The sequence below is a fragment of the Halobacillus halophilus genome (assembly GCF_020171985.1).
Lineage (GTDB): Bacteria > Bacillota > Bacilli > Bacillales > Halobacillaceae > Halobacillus > Halobacillus halophilus_A.
On the sequence record NZ_JAIVAL010000005.1, the window covers coordinates 206397 to 226238 of the forward strand.

A 19842-nucleotide genomic window follows, 5' to 3' on the forward strand; every position below is an offset into this window, starting at 1 on the left:
TAATCCTTTTCCCCCTGCGTAATACCTGTTTCAATTCTATTGATTTTTTTTATTTAAAAAGCAGCACCTGAATCCCTTAATGTATAGCAAACCTTATGGAGTATATCACTGCCTTAACTTACTGTAAATGAGACTGAAATAACGTATTAATGCGGTAAAGAAGAAAGGATGATCCCATAAAGAAAGCGCGGGGCCTGGCGGCTCCCGCGCGTCTCATTATCCGTGAAAGGACTTCTGCTGTTTAACGATATTTTCGACCAATTCGTAAACGTCATCACGCATGTCTTCACGTTCCATTGCTACAGCAAGAGTCGTTTTAATAAACCCAAGCTGATCGCCAACGTCGTAACGATCGCCTTTAAATTCATAACCATACACGGGCTGTTCCATATTAAGACGTTCGATGGCATCGGTCAGTTGAATCTCCCCGCCTGCTCCTATATCCTGTGTCTCAAGCATGTCCATAATCTCTGGAGTAAATACATAACGTCCGATAATAGCAAGATCAGAAGGGGCTTCTTCGATGGAAGGCTTCTCCACAAAGTGCTCCACCTGGTAGCGGCGGCCCTCCTGGTTCTTGGGAGCAATGATTCCATATCGATTCGTCTCATCGTGCGGTACTTTTTTTACGCCAATAACAGAAGAATGGGTTTCTTCAAACTGATCCATCAATTGTTTTAAGCAAGGTTCATCCGAGCGGACGATATCGTCTCCAAGAAGAACGGCAAAAGGGTCATCACCTATAAACTTACGCGCACACCAGATGGCATGTCCGAGTCCCTTAGGTTCTTTTTGACGAATATAATGAATATCCACATGTGCAGACTGTTTTACCTTTTCAAGCAGGTCAATCTTCCCTTTTTTATATAAGTTTTCTTCAAGCTCAAATGCATGATCAAAGTGGTCCTCAATAGCTCGTTTGCCTTTCCCTGTAACGATGATAATATCTTCAATACCTGACTCGATCGCTTCTTCCACAATATACTGAATTGTCGGCTTATCTACAACAGGAAGCATTTCTTTAGGCATGGCTTTCGTCGCGGGCAGGAACCTTGTTCCAAGTCCCGCTGCAGGAATAATCGCTTTTTTCACTTTCACTGTTTGGTCACCGCCTTATTAATTGTGTTCACTACCTTCATCATAGCAAACATTCATATAAAAAGGTAGTTCGCCCCGGCTACTCTTCTGTCTGAAAAAAAAGAGCCTTTTAAATAGGCTCCTTTCTTAAGACGCATCCATTTTGGATCGTAAGAACGAGTTAATGAATTTATCAAGATCGCCGTCCATGACCCCCTGGGTATTTCCAACATCCACATTTGTTCTATGATCTTTGACCATGGAATAAGGATGAAAAACATACGAACGAATCTGGCTTCCCCAGCCGATTTCCTTCTGTTCTCCACGGATCTCATCCAGTTCCTGCTGTTGACGTTCGATTTCGAGCTGATAGAGTTTGGCTTTCAGCATTTTCATAGCTTGTTCACGGTTTTTAATCTGGGAACGTTCAGACTGACAAGTAACGACCGTATTTGTCGGCTGGTGCGTAATTCTTACAGCGGAGTCCGTTGTATTTACGTGCTGGCCTCCTGCACCACTGGAACGGTAGGTGTCAATCTTCAAATCTTCTGTATTAATGTCAATATCAATTTCATCATTGAATTCCGGCATCACTTCGCAGGAAGCAAAAGATGTATGGCGGCGTCCGGATGAGTCAAACGGGGAAATGCGCACGAGTCGGTGTACCCCTTTTTCGGCTTTTAAATAACCGTAAGCATTGTGACCTTTGATCAGCAAGGTTACACTTTTCACTCCGGCTTCATCACCCGGAAGGTAATCCATAGTCTGTACAGAGAAACCTTTTCTCTCTGCCCAGCGAGTGTACATACGGAGCAGCATGCTCGCCCAATCCTGGGATTCCGTTCCACCTGCGCCTGGATGGAGTTCAAGAATCGCATTATTTTTATCATAGGGTTCGCTTAAAAGAATGTTCAGTTCAAACTGATCAAGGTCTCTTTTTAATTGCTGGACCTGCTCAACTAAATCTTCCCGTAGGTCGTCATCATCTTCTTCTTTGACAAGTTCATAGGACACTTCAAGGTTTTCATGAGTTTCCTCGTGTTCTTCGAGGGTATGAACAAGATTTTTTAATCCATTTACTTCATCAATAACTTTCTGGGCCGTTTTTTGATCATCCCAAAAACCCGGCTCAGTCATTTCTTCTTCTAATTCAGCAATGCGGGTTTTTCTTTGATCAATGTCAAAGAGACCCCCTGAAGTCAGCTAGTCGTTCAGCTGTATTGTTTAACTCATGGCGTACGTCTGCCATATCCATAATAATCACTCCTATAAATATCTACGTGCTTACGATCATGTTTACTTCTGCCTGGTCCTTAGACAAGGGAAGACACTCTCTTAATGAGAGTGCCTTACTCCTTATTTTCCGTGGCAGTTCTTATATTTTTTACCGCTTCCGCAAGGACATGGATCATTTCGACCTACATTGTCTGCTTTCACATACGGCGTGCGCTTTTTGCTCTCTTTGCTTTCTTCTCCATCGCTGGAAACAGCTTTTGCTCCCTCTGCTACTTCCTGACGCTGCAGGTTGTTACGGATCTGAGCTTTCATCACGTAACGGGAAACTTCTTCATCAATTTTTCCAACCATTGTTTCAAACATGCCGAAACCTTCAAACTGATATTCACGAAGGGGGTCATTTTGTCCATATGCGCGAAGGTGAATCCCCTGGCGAAGCTGATCCATTTGATCAATGTGATCCATCCACTTCTGATCGACAGTGCGTAGAAGAATAACTTTTTCAAATTCACGCATTTGCTCTTCAGTCAACTCTTCTTCCTTTTCATCGTAACGCACTTTAACTTTTTCAAGTATCAGTTCTTTCATTTCTTCAGGGTCTTTGCCTTTCAAATCTTTCACAGTAACGTCGCCTTCTTCTAGAAGATTGGCACGCATGTATTCAACAATTGATTCAAGTTCCCAATTCTCATCTTCTTCCTCGCTGGTATGAGCTTGTACATTCTGCTCCACCGTACGTTCAATCATTTGTTCTATAATTGAACGAAGATTTTCCGAGGTAAGCACATCATAACGCTGCTTATAAATAACTTCACGCTGCTGGCGAAGTACATCGTCATAGGACAGGATTGTTTTACGAGCATCAAAGTTGTTACCCTCAACACGCTTTTGCGCTGATTCTACTGCGCGGGAAATCATTTTACTTTCAATAGGCTGCGAATCATCCATACCCAGACGGTCCATCATACTGCGGATATTATCAGAGGCGAACCTGCGCATCAATTCGTCATCCGTAGCAAGGTAAAACTGAGACATCCCTGGATCTCCTTGACGACCGGAACGACCTCGCAGCTGATTGTCGATTCGGCGGGATTCGTGACGTTCCGTACCGATGACGGCCAGCCCACCTGCTTCGACCACTCCATCTCCAAGTTTAATGTCAGTACCACGACCAGCCATATTGGTGGCGATCGTTACAGCACCTCTTTGACCAGCATTCTCGATAATTTCTGCTTCACGAAAGTGGTTTTTGGCGTTCAGGACATTGTGCGGAACCCCAGCTTTTTTCAAATACCGGGAAATGATTTCCGAGGTCTCAACGGCTACCGTACCAACCAGGACCGGCTGTCCTTTTTCATGTCGTTCTTTAATATCTTCAACAACCGCTTTAAACTTCCCGTCAGAAGTTTTATAAACCAGGTCTGCTTTATCATCACGGATGATTTCACGGTTTGTCGGAATTACAATTACGCGCATATTGTAAATATTCAGGAATTCTTCTTCTTCTGTCTTTGCTGTACCTGTCATTCCGGAAAGCTTCTCGTACATACGGAATAAGTTTTGGAACGTGATAGATGCAAGTGTCATGCTTTCATTTTGAATCTCAAGGCCCTCTTTAGCCTCAATCGCCTGATGCAGACCGTCACTATAACGGCGTCCTTTCATAAGACGTCCAGTGAATTGGTCAACAATAACTACTTCTCCCTCATCCACTACATAATCCGTGTCACGGTGCATAGAGGTATGAGCTTTTAGAGCCTGGTTAATATGATGAATCAGCGAGACATTCGAAAGATCAAATAAATTTTCGATCTTGAAAAAGCGCTCGGCTTTGTTGATTCCTTCTTCTGTAAGCTGTACGTTTTTGGTTTTCTCATCATAGGTGAAGTCCTCTTCCTGCTCCAGTAAACGCACAAAAGAGTTGGCAGATTGGTATAGATCCGCTGACTTCGATGCCGTTCCTGAAATAATCAAGGGAGTACGTGCTTCATCAATAAGAATCGAGTCTACTTCATCAATAATGGCAAAATGAAGCGGACGCTGTACCATCTGCTCTTTATACAGCACCATGTTGTCACGTAGATAATCAAAACCGAACTCATTGTTCGTCCCATAAGTAATATCTGCGAGGTAAGCTTCACGCTTTTCATCTTTGGACATCCCATTCAAATTCAATCCTACGGTCAAACCTAAGAAATGGAAAAGTTCTCCCATCTCTTTAGCATCACGGCTCGCAAGGTAATCGTTGACCGTAATGATGTGAACGCCTTTTCCTGTAAGAGCGTTTAAATAAGCAGGCATGGTAGAAGCAAGCGTTTTACCTTCACCTGTTTTCATTTCGGCTATATTACCTTCATGCAGCGCGATCGCACCGTCGAGTTGTACTTTAAATGGACGCATGCCAAGCACACGTTTGGAACCTTCACGAACGACGGCGAAGGCTTCTACTAATAAATCATCTAGTTTTTCACCATTTTGATATCTTTCCTTAAATTCATCTGTTTTCTGACGCAATTCATCGTCAGAAAGCTTTTCATATTCATTTTCTAAAGCGTCGATATCCTCAGCGGTTTTATCGAGACGCTTCAATTGACGTGAGTTACCATCGCCAAATATTTTCTTTAAAGTTCCTAGCATTGCAACCGCTCCTCTATTGGTTTCGAATCTTCGGTTGGTTAGTTTAATCCATATATTATCATAACACTAAGAGAAGCTGACTGACAATAAAGTACATACCCATGATGAACGTTTTGTGACGGGCTTGAGGGCCTTTAAGATGAAGCAGCTTAAACTATTAGGACGAAGCCGTAAAGGGCGACCGGTGTTCCCGTATAATCTGATGTTCGGCACCAAGCTGTCGCTGATAAAGTTCATGAACCCGCCGGTTAGTTGCACCAATAATATCTACTAGCTGAGCAATCGTTTCTTCTTGTTGCCTCAGACGCTGATATAAAAAATCACAATCATGACATGAATCAGTAGCTTTCATTCATTTTCCTCCTGAAGGTTGAGTTCATAGTTCTTTTATATCATGAAGAGTTAGAGAGAGCGAATGCTCAAATTTAAAATTTCAGAGCTGTCTATAGAAGATAAATCGGGATTTATGTAGAAAAAAACGTATAAATAGGCACGAATTCTGCTTAAAGATATATTTACCATTCATTTAAAAAGCCCCCCTGCTGGACAGGGGAGCTTTGTCAATTAATCTCAAGTTTCGATAAGGCCATAACGTCCGTCACGGCGTTTATATACAATGTTTGTCTCATCTGTATTCGCATTTGTAAAAACATAGAAATTATGTCCCAGCATGTCCATTTGCAAGGCAGCTTCTTCACTGTCCATTGGTTTCAGGTCAAAACGTTTTGTTTTTACAATTTGAATATCAAAATCGCTGCTTTCTTCTTCTTTCAGTTGCTCTTGCTGAGCTTCCCGTTCCAGTTCGGCAAATACATGTTTAGGAGCACCTTCCTGGCGGAACTTACGGTTTACCTTCGTTTTATGCTTACGAATTTGACGTTCCAATTTATCAACCACAAGGTCGATGGCAGCATATAAATCTGTATTGTGTTCCTCCGCACGAAGAAGCAGGTTCTTCATTGGGATTGTGACCTCGATTGTCTGCTCATCATTATAGACACTTAAGTTTACGTGAACCTCAGAAGATGGTGGATTATCAAAGTAGCGCTCCAGTTTGCCCACCTTTTTCTCCACATAATCCTTAATAGAATCTGTCACTTCTAGGTTCTCACCACGAATGGTATATTGTAGCATAAGAAGTGTCCTCCTTTCATCCTTATGTGATATATATTCTATCATACCCTGACCCTTTCCTGCATAAACTATCTAAAAATTTTGTCAAATTTGTGTCGGTAATTGTTGGAAAAGCTGACAAACCGGGCTAAATGTGGGTTTCAGGACGAAGATTGGCCGGGCTTGCCGACACCAGGACACCTAGCGCTGATAAATCACAAGAGCAAACATATCCTCATAAAGGGGGTGTCCTTAATGCACAATATATGGTTTCACATAGGATTGCATTTGGCTTCTCCAGCTCTCATAGGCCGGTACTACCTTTTCTACAAGTAACTGCCGTTTGTCCTCATTCGTTTCAAGCTCAAACCATTGCTGCAAATGCTTTACGACATCATGGAAATCTCCGATTAATGTAATCAAATTAATATCTTCATTAAAAAGCGCAACCATTTGTTCGTGACTTGTACTTGCCTTATCCAGGGCGAGCAGCACATCTTGAAACACTTGCTGCACTTCTGCCGGTGCTTCTTCTTTAATGTTCTTTTCTAAGTATTCCAATGCTTCGCTGATCGTATTTAATAATTGATCATATTCAAATAATAATTGATGCTGTTCGACGGTTAGTTCTGACAAAAAAATCACCTGCTACTTTTTATGGTCTAAATACATTCCATCATAATTCGACACATTTTGATAGGGATTTGCGTATCTTTGTTTGGAAGACTTCTGCTTTTTCATATTACGCATATCTCGTTTTAGACCATTAAAAAGAAACTCAAGCTTCTGATTAATCTTAACATCCTTGTGTAGCACTTCAGCTATCATCTCCCGTTCAGCTTCGCTTTCAGGCTGAGGCAGCTTTAGGAGAAGAGCAGATCTTTCCGCTAGAATCCCTTCAACATACGCAACCATTTCAGCCCGATTTTTTTCTGTGACCGTCTGGTGAACTTTTTCCTCTAACTGTTGGGTGAGTTCATAAAACTGTTCCCATACGGTCATTACGCTCTGCCGCCCTCACCCTGCTGCATACGCCTCGTCTGCAGGATTACTTCTTTCCACGTATCCCGAAATTCCTCAGTAAGTTCTTGGACTTCCTCAAGAATTCCCAAATCATTCGTAATATTAGCCTCCATTAAGCGACGGTTCATATAATCGTAGAGAGGCATGATATCATTTGCAACCTCATAATCCTGATCCATGGTCACCATAAGCTCTCTAATGATTTTTTGCGCTTTTTGGATATTCGTGTTTTTCTTTTCTATATCATGATTCTCCATTGCTTTTTTTGCTGTCTTAATAAATTTCAAACATCCATTGTACAGCATCAGAGTAAGCTCTCCGGGAGAAGCCGTTTCTACCGAATTATTCTGATAGGCCTGAATCGACATTTAGCCATCACTCCTTTTTAAAATCAACCAAAGTTCTGCATTAAATAGGCAGATTGTGAATTCATCTTCTGAATTGCTGATTCCATCGCACCGAATTGTGCCCAGTAACGATCTTCAATTTGGGACAATCGTTCCTCGAACCGTTCCATTTGATCATCCATATCTTTAATACGGCGCCCCAATAAAAAATTATTATCTAAGGCTGTCGATTTTCCAGCCTTTCTTTCAATAGAAGATATTGTCGTTTCGATACTGTTTTCAATACGGCGCGCAACGCCTGGTTTTTCCTCCGTACCGGCAAAAAGCTTATGTACAGATTCCGGATTAGTACTTAGAGCTTTGCGAAGATCATCTTCATTAATTGATAGTTTTCCACCGTCTCGATAATTCGAAGAAGTGGTAATACCAATTTGCGACATCATTTGAAAATCTCCATTGTTATCGACAGGCGTGTACCAATTCGTGCGCATGCTGCTTAAACCATTCTCTAACACAGAATCATTTCTTAGTAATCCGCTTTTTGCTTTTTCGTTCCAGAGCTCAATCTCTTTTTCTTCCATATCTTCTTTTTGCTTATCTGTAAGGGGAGGAAATTCCCTATATTTCTTTTCTTCTGTTTTACCAATCATTTCTTCAATGATTTTGTTGTATTTATCGACGAATTCAACAATCTTATCAACAGCTTGATTCACGTCATTATTCACATTCACTTTGATGTTTCCATCAGTTATATCATTAAATGTAAAATTTACACCGTTTAAAGTGTAATTATTGGAATGTGAAGTGATTTTCAGACCATTATTATATGTAAATTCAGCATCCGTACCGCCTCTTTCTGCTTTCTTCCAGGTGCCGGTAGAGTTATCTCCATTTTTAATCCCAAGAGTCGTAGACAGAAACTCATCTGAACCATTAAAACCAATTTCTGCACCAAGAAACTCTCCGCTATCCTCTGGGTTAAAGTTACCTGTTTCTGTTCTTTCCATCATGACTTTATCCGCACTTTTGTCATAAAAAGCCCTCACACCTAAGTTGGAATCGCTGATCTCTGAGAGGATATTATTAAGCGATTTATCTCCTGTTACTTCAAATGTCTTTTCGTTTTTAGTGCCATCTTCATTATAAGTGGTTACAGAAAAAGACTGCCCCAGAGTCAGACTGTTTTTCAAGTTTCCTTGCTCTGTACTCAGCTTTGCATCTGGATCGAATGATGCACCCGCTTTACTAATCGCACTTTCACTATAGTTATAAGCTGCAGTGGCTGTTTTTTCGACACTAATGGTATAATCCCCTGTGCCTGCTGAAGAGCTGGCGGTAGCTGATACAGCTGAATTAGAGGATGTTACATCTTTTGAATTAAAGGTACGCTCAAGCTTCATGTCAAAAGCGAGTGTATCTAATTCATTCAACTGTTTATTAACATCGCGATAGGCATCCCGTTGCCAAGTCATCCACTTTTTATCTTGTTCCATTTTATTTAACGGCTGCCGCTCCGCTCGCATAAGATCGTTAATAATTTTATCCGTATCCATACCAGACGCCAGACCGCCGATTCTCATATCACTCATATGTTCACCTACTTATATTTTGTGATGTACTACTATTTCAAGAGATTATGTCATCGCCCCTGCCATATTAAAGGAGAGATAATCTATCACCCAGTTGGAAAGCAAAGCTTCTGAAAAATGTGAGTATGGCGTGTGACCACGTATAACCGCCTTCACCAGTTCCTGGGTTGGTTTCTTACTATATCGGTAATTCCTATACAGAGATGAAGTGAAAACAAAAAAATCCCATCATGTAAAACGGGATTTTCTCGCTTTCTACTATTTAAATTGACCAATCTTCAGCTATGAAGAGAAGTAGCTCTGACATTAAAAAAGAAGTACGGGGCTTCTAGACACCCTATACCCATGTAAGATTTAAAACCTTCGTCTTCCAAGTCCGAAGCTTAAAGAATGTTATGACTATCCTATTTAATCATCTTTAAGCATATCTAAGAGATTCTTTGTTAACGTAGCCGCTTCGGTATTTTCTTCTTGAATAGACGCGTAAATTTCCTGTCGATGGATGCTCACATTTCGTGGAGCATCTATGCCCACCTTAACTTGACCGCCTTCTACAGAAACAATTTTAATTTCTATATCATCCCCAATACGAATCGACTCTCCTGCTTTACGATTAAGGATTAACACGGCTGTCACCGCCTTCTTGACTGTTCAGCAATAAATGTCGGGTTTGATAGCTCTGGTCGTTAAGAATCAACTGCTTTGATTTCCTGTTTTTCACGTTAATAATTACAGGAGCCTGCAAGTTCATCGTCGAATCTTTGAAAGGTTCACGTAAAGTCAGAACGTTATAAACAAGTACATCATCCGGACTTGTCAATCCAAGCTCTTGCTTCGAATCTTCATCTACGTTAAAAACATAATCTTTAAAAAATATGTAAGGACTTGAGACGATTAAGGCGACCCCGGCTGCTTCAACTGATTGCAAAGCAAAATAAACAGCTGAATCGTCCACTGGGATTAATGCATAGGTTTTATACATTTCAAAACCCGGCAGCCCACTGTGGAATTTCAAAAGTTTGGCTTCATCAACTTCTACATGACCAAAGTGTTTTGTTGCGATCTTCATGCTTATCCATCCTTTATTCTAAACTTGCCAATCAATGTGTATATTAGCATGCTGTTCTAAATTCACTTCTACTTTCCCAGGTTGATAGGTTAAATCAGGGGCTCGTTTAACCGTTTGAATTTTGGGAGGGTTGGCTTCCATTGAAATGGCTGCAGGAGCAGGCTCATATTGAATATCCACCAGGTCAAATGCCGGCTTTCCCCCAGGAATCATGGAAAAATCAAACTGTGCATTCTGTTCAGCATGAGCGGCAATTGGATTACCTTTATTCTCAATTCGCATGAGTTCATCGCCTTCCTGGGCAGTTCTGGATATCCCCTCCATCCAAATTTGCTGAGCTTTAGCAGCCGTTTCTTCTGTCCGCGTAAAAATACTCTTTAATCCAATATTGTTCCACGCCTTCGTCTGATCAATGGTCAACTTCCCAGAGCGCTGCTGAATCCTTACATCCGCTTCTGGCTGTTCAATCGTCTGCTCTGCCCTGTACTGGCGGATATCTTGTACAGCTGGGCGGCTTATAATACCCAGCCTGGCTTGAGTTGTTTGAATTTGCAGCTTAGGGATCGACATGGAGCACCTCCACCTTTTAAAAATAGAGCGGACGACATTAAACGACCCCACAAAAGTGGGGTCAAATTCACCTTAGAAAGTCCATCAGCGTAGGTTGTATGATTCGGGATCCAACACCTAGTGCCGCTCTGTGAATGCTTTCCTGAGTTTTTAAATTCGTTATGACCCTTTCAATATCCGCATCTTCGTTATTAGACATCATCTTACTAGCCGTAATTTCCTGGCTTTCCAGGCGGTCTTCAATCAGATCAACCCGGTTCATTCTTGCCCCAAGGTCAGCACGTTCATTCACAATCTGATTGATTTTATTATCGAATACAGCGATATAGCCATCCAGCTTATTTGAGCCATTTTCCAAATCAGCTGCAAAAGCTTCAAGATCATCGAAAAGCCCCTGGTCGAAAACGGGCTGGGGATTTACATTCGCTTGAATCCGGACGCCTTCAGTTACGCCAATCTCAACTTTACTCATACTACTGTTTATCGTAAAGACCTTGGTATCCACGGGCTCTTCAGTCGTATTGGCTCCATTAAATATGTACTTATCGTTCACTTTAGTGTTCGCTATATCTGCCATATGCTCTTTTAACTGGCGGATTTCTTTGGCTATATTTGCTTTCTGTTCAGTGTCATATGTGCCGTTACTTGCCTGTACAGTTAACTCTCGAACCCGCTGCATCGCCTGCGTCGCTTTATCGAGAGAAGAATCACTGCTGTCCATCCAGTTATGAACCTCGCCGATGTTCCGTTTGTACTGTTGAACTTCTGTGAGTTGAGACCGGTAATTAATGCCCTTCATGGACACCACAGGGTCGTCGGAAGGCTTCGTAATTTTTTTTCCTGTGGTAAGCTGCTCCTGGTATTTACCCATTTGTCCGTAACTTTGACTAAGATTACGAAGCATATTATTTGAAAGCATACTTTGCGTCACACGCATCGTTCATCCCTACCTTCCTACTCGTCCCATTTGATTAATAACACGGTCAATCATCTCATCTACAACGGTAATATTCCGGGCTGCTGCGTTATATGCATGTTGAAACTTTACCATATTCGTCATTTCCTCATCCAAAGAGACTGAACTGACTGACTGACGCTGTTCCTCAACGGATTGCTTCAGCGTACCGGAATTTCCCGCCATCCGTTGAATTTCCTGAGTCTCTACAGCCATGCCTCCAATCATGGATTCATAAAAACTGTTTAATGACGTATCACCGCCTAGCAGTTGAAGGTTATTATCCTGTACGTATCCAAGAGCGAGCGCATTATCTCCATTTCCGGCCAGCGGTTCCGAACTGCTGGCTGCTGCAATATGATCGTTATCCTTTTTTATTTCGTCCGTCAAATCAATTGCCCCTGCTAATCCTTCACGGATACCTTGTGCATTCACCGCGGTTGATCCTAAAGAAAAGAACGCCGGGGGCGTATTCCCCGTCTTAATCGAATTTAGACTGGCTCCACTCGTTTGAATGGCATTAAATTCAGTTGCAAAAGCCGTGGCCATCTGATCAAGATCTCCCAGCATTCCTTGATAGATGCCCCGTTGGTCTCCTGACTCATCCTTATATCCTCCTGCTTCAATCAAACCTTTAAGCTTGCCCGGTGAAGCAAATTTCTCCGGGGCATAAGACGTCGAGCCTACTTTAATAGACTGAGCCAGGTCTGTATCGTCAGTCGTGTAAGTAACGGACAATTGATTAATCGAGTTTGTCACGCCATCGAGCAGTTGCGAAGCCGGGGAAATTGGCTGCCCGCTTCCGTTCATTAAGGTAATTGATGCTTTCCCCATTGCTAAAGGACTCGCAGAGGAAGGAGGTTCTTCATAGGACACCTCTATATTAACGTGTTCTGAAAGCTGGTCGATGAGCCGGTCGCGTTCATCGTATAGATCATTCGCTACATAACCATGTGGCTCCAGTTCAGCAATCTGTTTATTTACATTATTAATCTGAGAAGCCAGAGAATTGATCTCCTTCGTAGTGACACTTACCTCATTTTTCACATCAAGCTGCATCGTATGGATCGTATTGGATAAGTAATTGAATGTCTCCGCTACAGCCTTCCCGCGCTGTCTGACTACTGAACGGGCTCCTGAGTCTTCGGGATTAACCGACAGATCCTGCAGCGACTGCCAGAAACGATCCATAGTTTTAGCTAAGCCATTATCAGAAGGTTCATTCATTACTTCTTCCATACGTTCCATGGAGTTTGCCATTACACTATAGTAGCCGGAACGATTACTTTCTCCACGATACTGATCATCTAAGAATTGAGTGCGGACACGTTCAATACTTTGAGCCTGCACTCCCGTCCCCATCTGACCAGGAATTTCTGAGCGATTTCTGGACGCAGTTGGATAGGGCCCGGTTTGTTCAAAATTAACACGCTGCCGCGTATAACCTTCTGTATTCGCGTTCGATATGTTATGACCAGTGGTATAAAGAGCGGACTGTTGAGTGAATAGCCCTCGTTTAGCTACTTCAAGTCCATGGAAAGTAGATACCATGATAATTCTCCTCTGTGTTAGGCTTTTGAATCAAAGGTGGATCGCTTCGATTTATTGTTTTTTGAAGAAGCTGATTTCCCTCCATAATTGACACTTTCAAGTGAGGGCTGAAGCATATCAAGCGACATGTTAATAAACTGCAGCGACTGCTTCGTCAGCTGAGCGTTCAGCTGCTCCTGCTGTTTAAGGTTTGAAAGCACAAGTAACATTTCTTCATAAATGGCCTCAAGCTTTGACTGAGCGTCTCCTTCTAAGTTAGCAATTATGCGGGAAATGGTTGGTTCATATGTAGAGAGGCCCTGAGCCTCACACCAGGAAACAACAGCTTCAACACGCTGCTTTTCCACTTTATTTATGGCCTGCACGTGTTTCCTCTCCTGAGTAAGCAGTTGCTGTAAACCACTGGTGTCATTGGATTTCAGGGCTTCTGTTTTTTTCCGAGATAAAACAAGCAGGCTTTCATGCACTTGCTTCAATTGATCCATGCACTGGATGACAGATTTTAACGTCAATGCCATTCTCCTTTAGTTTTTGTTAGACCAGAAGTTCAGCATTTTTTTCGCCGTTTCTTTCGGATCGGCCTGATAATTTCCGGACTCGACTTTTATTTTAAGCTCTTCAATCATCTTTTGGCGGACTGGATCTGTTTTTTCCGCACTTTGCATTTGTTTCGCCTGACTCGAAATTTCGACTTTATCCTGGGGCTTGATGTGATTTTTCACTTCAGCCGATTTGTTTACCTGCTTTGTATAAGGGTTAAAATTTGATTGGTTCGGTCCATTAATTCTCATTCGGATCACCTCTTTTCGTAAATAGTAACGACGGTTTCTTATAATATCGTCTGAATGATTCAGCATTTAAATCCATCTTATTATTTATTTTCCACCGAGTAATAAGTCCTGTTTTCTTTCCCCTTTTTTTGCTTTCAAGCTCCTTATTGCTTTCGTGGCGCTTCAATGCCTTTGTTATTTCCATCTTACATCTTTCGCAAATACGACCGTCCTGAATAGGTCTTTCGCACTTCTCACATAGGTAACTAATATTCGGAAACTGAGCTGGATGTAATCGCTTTTGTTTTACGAATTCCCTGATCTGCTTTTCAGAAACCCCCGTAGCGACTTCAATTTCTTTAACTGCTGCCATCCGATTCTGCTTTTTGCGCATAAATGCATAAACCTTTTGATAATTTTGTTCTTCTTGATTTCTGCATTGATTACAAATTGCGACAGTTCCTGCTAAAAAAAGGGCACTACAACGCGGACAATTAGCTAAACTCCCCATTACGCCGCCTCCTATTCGATATCTATTTCTTATATCGGCTTCGAATCTCGAAGTCAAAGGTTCTTAACAAAATAATTAACGAAAAATAGTAAACGAAGTCACGGCTGGACATCCAGCTTGTTTTAAGAGTGATGCCGCATGCCTCACGGTGGTTCCTGTGGTGTAAATATCGTCCACAAGTATAACGGGCTGATGAACAGGATGGGTCAGTTTAAAAGGATTATTAGACGTAATACGCGCGTACCTTCCTTTTTTTGACTGCTTTTCTGAATTTCTTCTTTCGAATAAAGATTGGGACCTTCGATTAAGTAAACAAATGATGGCTTCAGACTGGTTAAAGCCACGCTCTGAAAAACGTTCTTCACTTAATGGAATGGGAGCAATAATGCAGTCTGAATTCCTCATTCTACTAAAATGTTCCACAACATGCCATTGCAATGCTTCCAATAAAATATAATCGCCTCGATACTTCCAGCGGGCTACGAAATCTTTGGCAAATTCATTGTATTGGAAAACCGAGGTATTTTTAGCTAGCAGGCCAGGATGATTCCTCTCCCACCATTGACAGTCTTCACATACACCATTCTCACCTTCTCGAAAACAGAGGACGCAGCCTGGTTTAAGAGGTTGAAACTGAGACTCACAGACGATGCAAAGTATTTCTTTTTCCGGTACATTCCAAAAATTGGCCCACGTTATTTTAGGGATGATCTCCTCGTGACAAATTAGACACCTCACAACTTCTCACCCAATCGATTCATTTTCATAATGGATTCACGAGCATCCAACAGGGGATTTGTTTTTCCCGTATGAAAAAAGATAACGTCTCCATAAGGATCGTCGGGACTTCTCCCCGCCCGACCTGCAATCTGAACGAGTGCAGCTTCATCAAACACTGAATGACCCGCGTCCACAACATATACATCCACTGAGGGAAAAGTAACCCCACGTTCTAAAATAGTCGTCGTAACCAGAATCGGATAGTGCTTCTTTCGAAAAGCCATGACTTTGTCAGCCCGCTTTGGATCTTCCGCATGTACGGATTCGACCACCATCTTCCACTTCCTTAGATATTCAGCTATCTGATCAGCCTGTTTAACTGATGGCATAAAAATAAGCAGCTGGCGATGGGATTGTTGTTGCTGTTTAATTTTTTCAAGTAAACTTGGAGGAATCTTTCCGCGTTTCAAATGGTGAAATAGATTCGGGGTCAATTTCAGTTGGGGGACAGGCAGTGGATGACCATGAAAACGAGTGGGGATGAAAACCACTGGAAGGGTTTTGTTCCGAATACGTTTATGCTGAGCTTTTCTAGGGGTCGCGGTAAGGTAAATAAGAGAGGATTCTGTTTTGGCAGCACGCTTTGAAGCGTAGTGGAGCGCAGGATCCTGATGAAATGGAAAAGCGTCAATTTCATCAATAATCATCACATCAAAAGCATGGGCAAAACGAAGAAGCTGATGGGTGGTTGCAATAAGAAACTGTGCAGCTCCTTTTTTATTCGGACTATCTCCATACAATGCTTCCATCTCAACGTTCGGAAAAGCAGATTTCAGACGTGGCAGCAATTCTCGTACGACGTCAGTTCGAGGAGTGGCAAGACACACCCGCTTTCCAGAAGTGAAAGCTTCAGTAAGTCCGGGGAAGAGCATTTCGGTTTTTCCAGCACCGCAAACTGCCCAGATTAGTTTTTCACCTTTCCCTAGCTGAATCACATTTCTTATTTCATCAGCAGCTTTTTGCTGAGAAAAGGTTAATTTTCCTTTCCATGCGCATGGATTTTCTAACCGGGGCCATGACACATTTGAACTGCCGAAGTATAAAGATTCACATTCCATAACTCGTCCCATTTGAATACAGGAGCGGCAGTAAACACAGTCTTTTCCGCAGATAGCATGAGGAATCTCAGCGAATAGGTGCTGTTCCTTATTCCCGCACCTCCGGCAGCGAAAGCCCCAGAAATGGTGATCCAGACCAGGAACCTTTATTAGTACGTTTTGTGATAAAGCAGTCATGAGATGCGGTTCATCAAGAGGGATTTCACAATGCAGCAGAAGTTTACCGGCAAGTTGAGGGTAGTAGTGAGGCGTGTCTAGACCGGGGAGCCAATCAAAATCAGAAGAAAAATAAGTACGCAGAGTATGAAGCATGCATTCACCATCCTAATATAAAAGTGGAGCCTGCTTGAGTCTCACAAACAGGCTCCACTTCAGGCTTGACGGTACCAGCCAAGACCGATTGCGCCCTCACCGAGATGCGTGCCGATTACTGGACCAAAATAGCTGACTTCGATCTCTACATTATTAAACTGCTGTTCAATTTCCTGCCTAATCTGTTTGGCTTCATCCAGCCTATTAGCATGAATAATACAAGCTTTATACATTCCACCTTCTTCAATAGACTCCTCAAACAAGGTTAAAATGCGCTTAAGAGCTTTTTTTCTGGTCCGGATTTTTTCAAAAGGAACAATTTTTGTATCTATAAAATGGAGCACAGGTTTTACTTGCAAAAGGCTGCCTACAAACGCCTGAGCTCCGTTCAAACGGCCTCCCCGGTGTAAATGTGTAAGATCATCCACCATAAAGTACGCTTTCATGGACTGTTTCATAACCTCAAGACGGTTAAGAATTTGCTCCGGGGTCTCTCCATTACTTGCAAGCTCGGCAGCTTCAAGAGCATAAAAACCCTGCATAAGACAACTTATTTCGGAGTCAAATACATGAACGTCGATCCCTTCCACCATATCACCAGCTGCTATCATTCCTTGATAAGTACCGCTGATGCCGCTTGAAAGATGAATGGCTAACACGGCGTCGTAATCGCGGGCAAGCTCCTCCAGTTTTTTAGTCATTAAACCGGTGGAAGGCTGCGAAGTTTTCGGCAGTTCACCACCTTCTTTCACCATATCGTAGAAGTCTTCTGCGTTTATATCTATTTCTTCCTGATAGGATTCGTGACCAAAAATTACGTTCAACGGTATCATATGTATGTCGTTGGCTCTGCGCGTATCTCTCTTAAGATAAGCTGTACTATCTGTAAGAACCGCTGTTTTCATGTGATCCAACTCCTTGTCCACTGTATATTTTCTAACTTTATATGTCTCTTACTATGGGAAAGTATTTGTCTATTATTTTACATGAACCCTCACTTAATTGCACCAATAAAGTAGAAATAAGCTGATAGGTAACCTGGTAAAAAAAGGCTCGGGTCACCCAGAATATGGATGACCCGAGGCCCCTTTTATTACCATTTCTTATTAGAAAAAAGCTGCCGGCCTGAGCCAGCAGCTTCAATATTGACAATGCGATTAAATAACCTCAACCCAGCCATTCTTAATTGCTGTTACAACCGCTTGAGTACGATCATTTACGTTCATCTTCTGCAATATATTGCTCACATGGTTTTTTACGGTTTTTTCACTAATATAAAGGGATTCGGCAACTCCGCGATTGCTGTTTCCATCCGCCAGAAGCTGGAGTACTTCGCATTCACGACGGGTAAGCAGATGGAGCGGCTTGCGGTATTCAATCGTACGATAAGCACTGCTGCCTTTATTTTCGGACAGACGACGATATTCTGCGACCAAATTGTGAGTCACCTTTGGATGCAGATAAGAGCCGCCTTCCCCAACTACTTTAATTGCTTCAATAAGCGCATCTGAATCCATTTCTTTTAGCAAATATCCTTGTGCACCCGTTTTAAGTGCATGGGTTACGTAGTTTTCATCATCATGAATAGATAAAATAATGACCTTTAAGTCTGGATATTTCTTAGTAATTTCCGCCGTAGCTTCGACACCATTCATGCTTGGCATGTTAATATCCATCAGGACCACATCCGGCATATAGTCATCAATCAACTGAAGAGCTGAACTGCCATCGTCACCCTCTGCCACAACTTCAAAGCTTGTTTCGAAGTCTAAAATTCTCTTTACACCTTCACGGAATAATTTATGGTCATCAATCAGGACTATTCGTGTCGTCATGATCTTTTCCTCCTATTTCCTTTACATTCACTGGATTTTTTCAGCATCCCTATCCTATAGGTCTTTGTAATCTTTTTTTGTCTCTTTTTGTCTCTTTCTGTCTCTAATTACCTGTATATCGTTGTACCCTAATCCTAATTTCTATTATAAACGATTCACGTCATTTTACATAGTTATTCCTGTAATTAACTATTTATTGGAATATGAATCGTGACAATGGTCCCCTCTCCGGGGCTTGAATCAATGGTTAGATCTCCATCCAGCATATCCACACGCTCACGCATGCCTACTAAGCCAAATGAATTATCTTTCTTAGATTTAGGATCAAAACCTTTTCCATCATCTTTTACGATGATCATGGCCGAACCGGCTTGTAGTTCCGTCTTTACCTGGATTAAGGAAGCACTCGCATGCTTGACAGCATTCTGAACCGCTTCCTGAATCAGCCGGAATAACGCAACTTCAAATTTAGATTCAAAGCGGCGTTCTTCACCGAATAACGTAAATGTTATTTTCAGATCATTATAATCCTCTACCGTAGCTAAATACTTTTTCAGCGTAGGAATTATCCCTAAATCGTCAAGAGCCATTGGGCGAAGATCATATATGATACGACGGACTTCGTAAAGTGCGGAGCGAACCATGGTTCGAACACTTCTCATTTCTTTCATAGCTTCCTCTACGCCTCTTTCCCGGTAAATCCGGTCCACTAGGTCTGAACGTAGCATCACATTCGCAAGCATCTGGGCAGGCCCATCATGAATTTCTCTGGATAACCGCCGCCGTTCCTCTTCTTGAGCTTCAATAATCTGAAGACCGAATTGCTGCTTTTCCTTTGCATCTTCCAGCGCATCGGTCACGTGTTTAAAATCTTCAGTCAAATAGTTTAGAACGACAGAAATTTTTCCACCCAACGCTTCGGCACGTCCAATCGTTTCATCCAAGTTTCTCAGGCGCCTTTCTAAGTCATCACGACGATTGCGCAACTGCTTTTCCTTCTCGCGCTTCATCGATAAATCCATTTGCAACCCGTGCGTTTGCTCATACACTTTACGAATTTCATCTTCTGAATATTTCTGGAATTGTTTACTTACTTCTGACAAGCGCATGCGGGAGAAACGTACTTTCTGCTCCAGTTTGTCTCCCTCATCTATAAGAGAACAAACCTCTCGTTTCGTTTCCTTAAGCTCTTTATCCAGTTTTTCATATTCATTTCGGGATTCTTCACCAATCTGAAAAATTTCATCTTTACTATTGGTGACAGTATCCACCATTTCATGAATGATATGGTCAAGTGCTTTATCCCCAAATTTCTTTTCGCTCATCATTGTCCCTCCATCAATATTCACACACACTCATTCGTTAGGCCTAAGCCGTTTTATGGGGGTGTTTAATTATAAAGTTACTTT

The 19842-nt window shown here is 42.1% G+C and carries 22 protein-coding genes; all 22 read right to left on the minus strand.

Annotation, left to right across the window (positions count from 1 at the left end):
- Positions 1 to 216: 216 nt before the first annotated feature.
- Positions 217 to 1098 carry a UTP--glucose-1-phosphate uridylyltransferase GalU gene (gene galU / locus LCM11_RS10905; protein ID WP_224894262.1) on the minus strand — a complete coding sequence of 294 codons (882 nt, stop codon included), beginning with the start codon at positions 1096 to 1098 and terminating at the stop codon, positions 217 to 219.
- Between the two features lie 126 nt (positions 1099 to 1224).
- Positions 1225 to 2332, minus strand: a protein-coding gene (prfB, locus tag LCM11_RS10910) for a peptide chain release factor 2 (protein ID WP_224894263.1) whose coding sequence is annotated in 2 segments (ribosomal slippage) — positions 1225 to 2259 and positions 2261 to 2332 — 1107 coding nt in all. Because the reading frame shifts where the segments join, the coding sequence is not laid out codon by codon here.
- A 101-nt stretch (positions 2333 to 2433) separates the two neighbouring features.
- Positions 2434 to 4950: a preprotein translocase subunit SecA gene (gene secA / locus LCM11_RS10915; protein WP_224894264.1), complete on the minus strand. Its 2517-nt coding sequence runs from the start codon at positions 4948 to 4950 to the stop codon at positions 2434 to 2436.
- Positions 4951 to 5107: 157 nt separating this feature from the next.
- Positions 5108 to 5302 (minus strand): hypothetical protein, encoded by a 195-nt coding sequence (locus LCM11_RS10920; protein ID WP_224894265.1) that lies wholly within the window; start codon positions 5300 to 5302, stop codon positions 5108 to 5110.
- 218 nt (positions 5303 to 5520) lie between these two features.
- Positions 5521 to 6084 (minus strand): ribosome hibernation-promoting factor, HPF/YfiA family, encoded by a 564-nt coding sequence (hpf, locus tag LCM11_RS10925; protein WP_014644304.1) that lies wholly within the window; start codon positions 6082 to 6084, stop codon positions 5521 to 5523.
- 231 nt (positions 6085 to 6315) lie between these two features.
- Positions 6316 to 6699 (minus strand): hypothetical protein, encoded by a 384-nt coding sequence (locus LCM11_RS10930; RefSeq protein WP_224894266.1) that lies wholly within the window; start codon positions 6697 to 6699, stop codon positions 6316 to 6318.
- 12 nt (positions 6700 to 6711) lie between these two features.
- On the minus strand, positions 6712 to 7065 hold the full coding sequence (locus LCM11_RS10935; protein WP_224894267.1) for a flagellar protein FliT: 354 nt from the start codon (positions 7063 to 7065) through the stop codon (positions 6712 to 6714).
- Positions 7065 to 7454: a flagellar export chaperone FliS gene (gene fliS / locus LCM11_RS10940; RefSeq protein ID WP_224894268.1), complete on the minus strand. Its 390-nt coding sequence runs from the start codon at positions 7452 to 7454 to the stop codon at positions 7065 to 7067. The genes LCM11_RS10935 and fliS overlap by 1 nt, the downstream gene beginning before the upstream one ends.
- Positions 7455 to 7477: 23 nt before the next feature.
- Positions 7478 to 9022 (minus strand): flagellar hook-associated protein 2, encoded by a 1545-nt coding sequence (locus LCM11_RS10945; RefSeq protein ID WP_224894269.1) that lies wholly within the window; start codon positions 9020 to 9022, stop codon positions 7478 to 7480.
- Positions 9023 to 9430: 408 nt separating this feature from the next.
- Positions 9431 to 9649: a carbon storage regulator CsrA gene (csrA, locus tag LCM11_RS10950; protein WP_224894270.1), complete on the minus strand. Its 219-nt coding sequence runs from the start codon at positions 9647 to 9649 to the stop codon at positions 9431 to 9433.
- Positions 9636 to 10091 (minus strand): flagellar assembly protein FliW, encoded by a 456-nt coding sequence (gene fliW, locus LCM11_RS10955; RefSeq protein WP_224894271.1) that lies wholly within the window; start codon positions 10089 to 10091, stop codon positions 9636 to 9638. The genes csrA and fliW overlap by 14 nt, the downstream gene beginning before the upstream one ends.
- An 18-nt stretch (positions 10092 to 10109) precedes the next feature.
- Positions 10110 to 10661, minus strand: a complete 552-nt coding sequence (locus LCM11_RS10960; protein WP_224894273.1) for a DUF6470 family protein — start codon at positions 10659 to 10661, stop codon at positions 10110 to 10112.
- 67 nt (positions 10662 to 10728) lie between these two features.
- A complete protein-coding gene (gene flgL, locus LCM11_RS10965; protein ID WP_224894275.1) occupies positions 10729 to 11598 on the minus strand; it encodes a flagellar hook-associated protein FlgL in 870 nt (289 codons plus the stop codon).
- Between the two features lie 9 nt (positions 11599 to 11607).
- The gene (gene flgK / locus LCM11_RS10970) at positions 11608 to 13167 is read right to left on the minus strand and encodes a flagellar hook-associated protein FlgK (protein WP_224894276.1); all 1560 of its coding nucleotides are present in this window, start codon (positions 13165 to 13167) and stop codon (positions 11608 to 11610) included.
- Positions 13168 to 13184: 17 nt separating this feature from the next.
- Positions 13185 to 13679, minus strand: coding sequence for a flagellar protein FlgN (locus tag LCM11_RS10975; protein WP_224894277.1), 495 nt, complete (start codon positions 13677 to 13679; stop codon positions 13185 to 13187).
- A 12-nt stretch (positions 13680 to 13691) separates the two neighbouring features.
- Positions 13692 to 13958 (minus strand): flagellar biosynthesis anti-sigma factor FlgM, encoded by a 267-nt coding sequence (gene flgM / locus LCM11_RS10980; protein ID WP_224894278.1) that lies wholly within the window; start codon positions 13956 to 13958, stop codon positions 13692 to 13694.
- A complete protein-coding gene (locus tag LCM11_RS10985) occupies positions 13948 to 14448 on the minus strand; it encodes a TIGR03826 family flagellar region protein (RefSeq protein WP_224894279.1) in 501 nt (166 codons plus the stop codon). Before LCM11_RS10985 ends, flgM begins: the two co-directional genes overlap by 11 nt.
- 75 nt (positions 14449 to 14523) lie before the next feature.
- Entirely contained in the window at positions 14524 to 15186 is a 663-nt protein-coding gene (locus LCM11_RS10990; protein ID WP_224894280.1) for a ComF family protein, read from the minus strand.
- Complete coding sequence (locus LCM11_RS10995; RefSeq protein ID WP_224894281.1) at positions 15183 to 16598, minus strand: DEAD/DEAH box helicase; 1416 nt, start codon at positions 16596 to 16598, stop codon at positions 15183 to 15185. Before LCM11_RS10995 ends, LCM11_RS10990 begins: the two co-directional genes overlap by 4 nt.
- Positions 16599 to 16657: 59 nt before the next feature.
- Entirely contained in the window at positions 16658 to 17503 is an 846-nt protein-coding gene (locus LCM11_RS11000; RefSeq protein WP_224894282.1) for a DegV family protein, read from the minus strand.
- A gap of 252 nt (positions 17504 to 17755) precedes the next feature.
- Positions 17756 to 18433 carry a response regulator gene (locus tag LCM11_RS11005; protein WP_014644321.1) on the minus strand — a complete coding sequence of 226 codons (678 nt, stop codon included), beginning with the start codon at positions 18431 to 18433 and terminating at the stop codon, positions 17756 to 17758.
- A 185-nt stretch (positions 18434 to 18618) separates the two neighbouring features.
- Positions 18619 to 19758 carry a sensor histidine kinase gene (locus LCM11_RS11010; protein ID WP_224894283.1) on the minus strand — a complete coding sequence of 380 codons (1140 nt, stop codon included), beginning with the start codon at positions 19756 to 19758 and terminating at the stop codon, positions 18619 to 18621.
- Between the last annotated feature and the right edge of the window lie 84 nt (positions 19759 to 19842).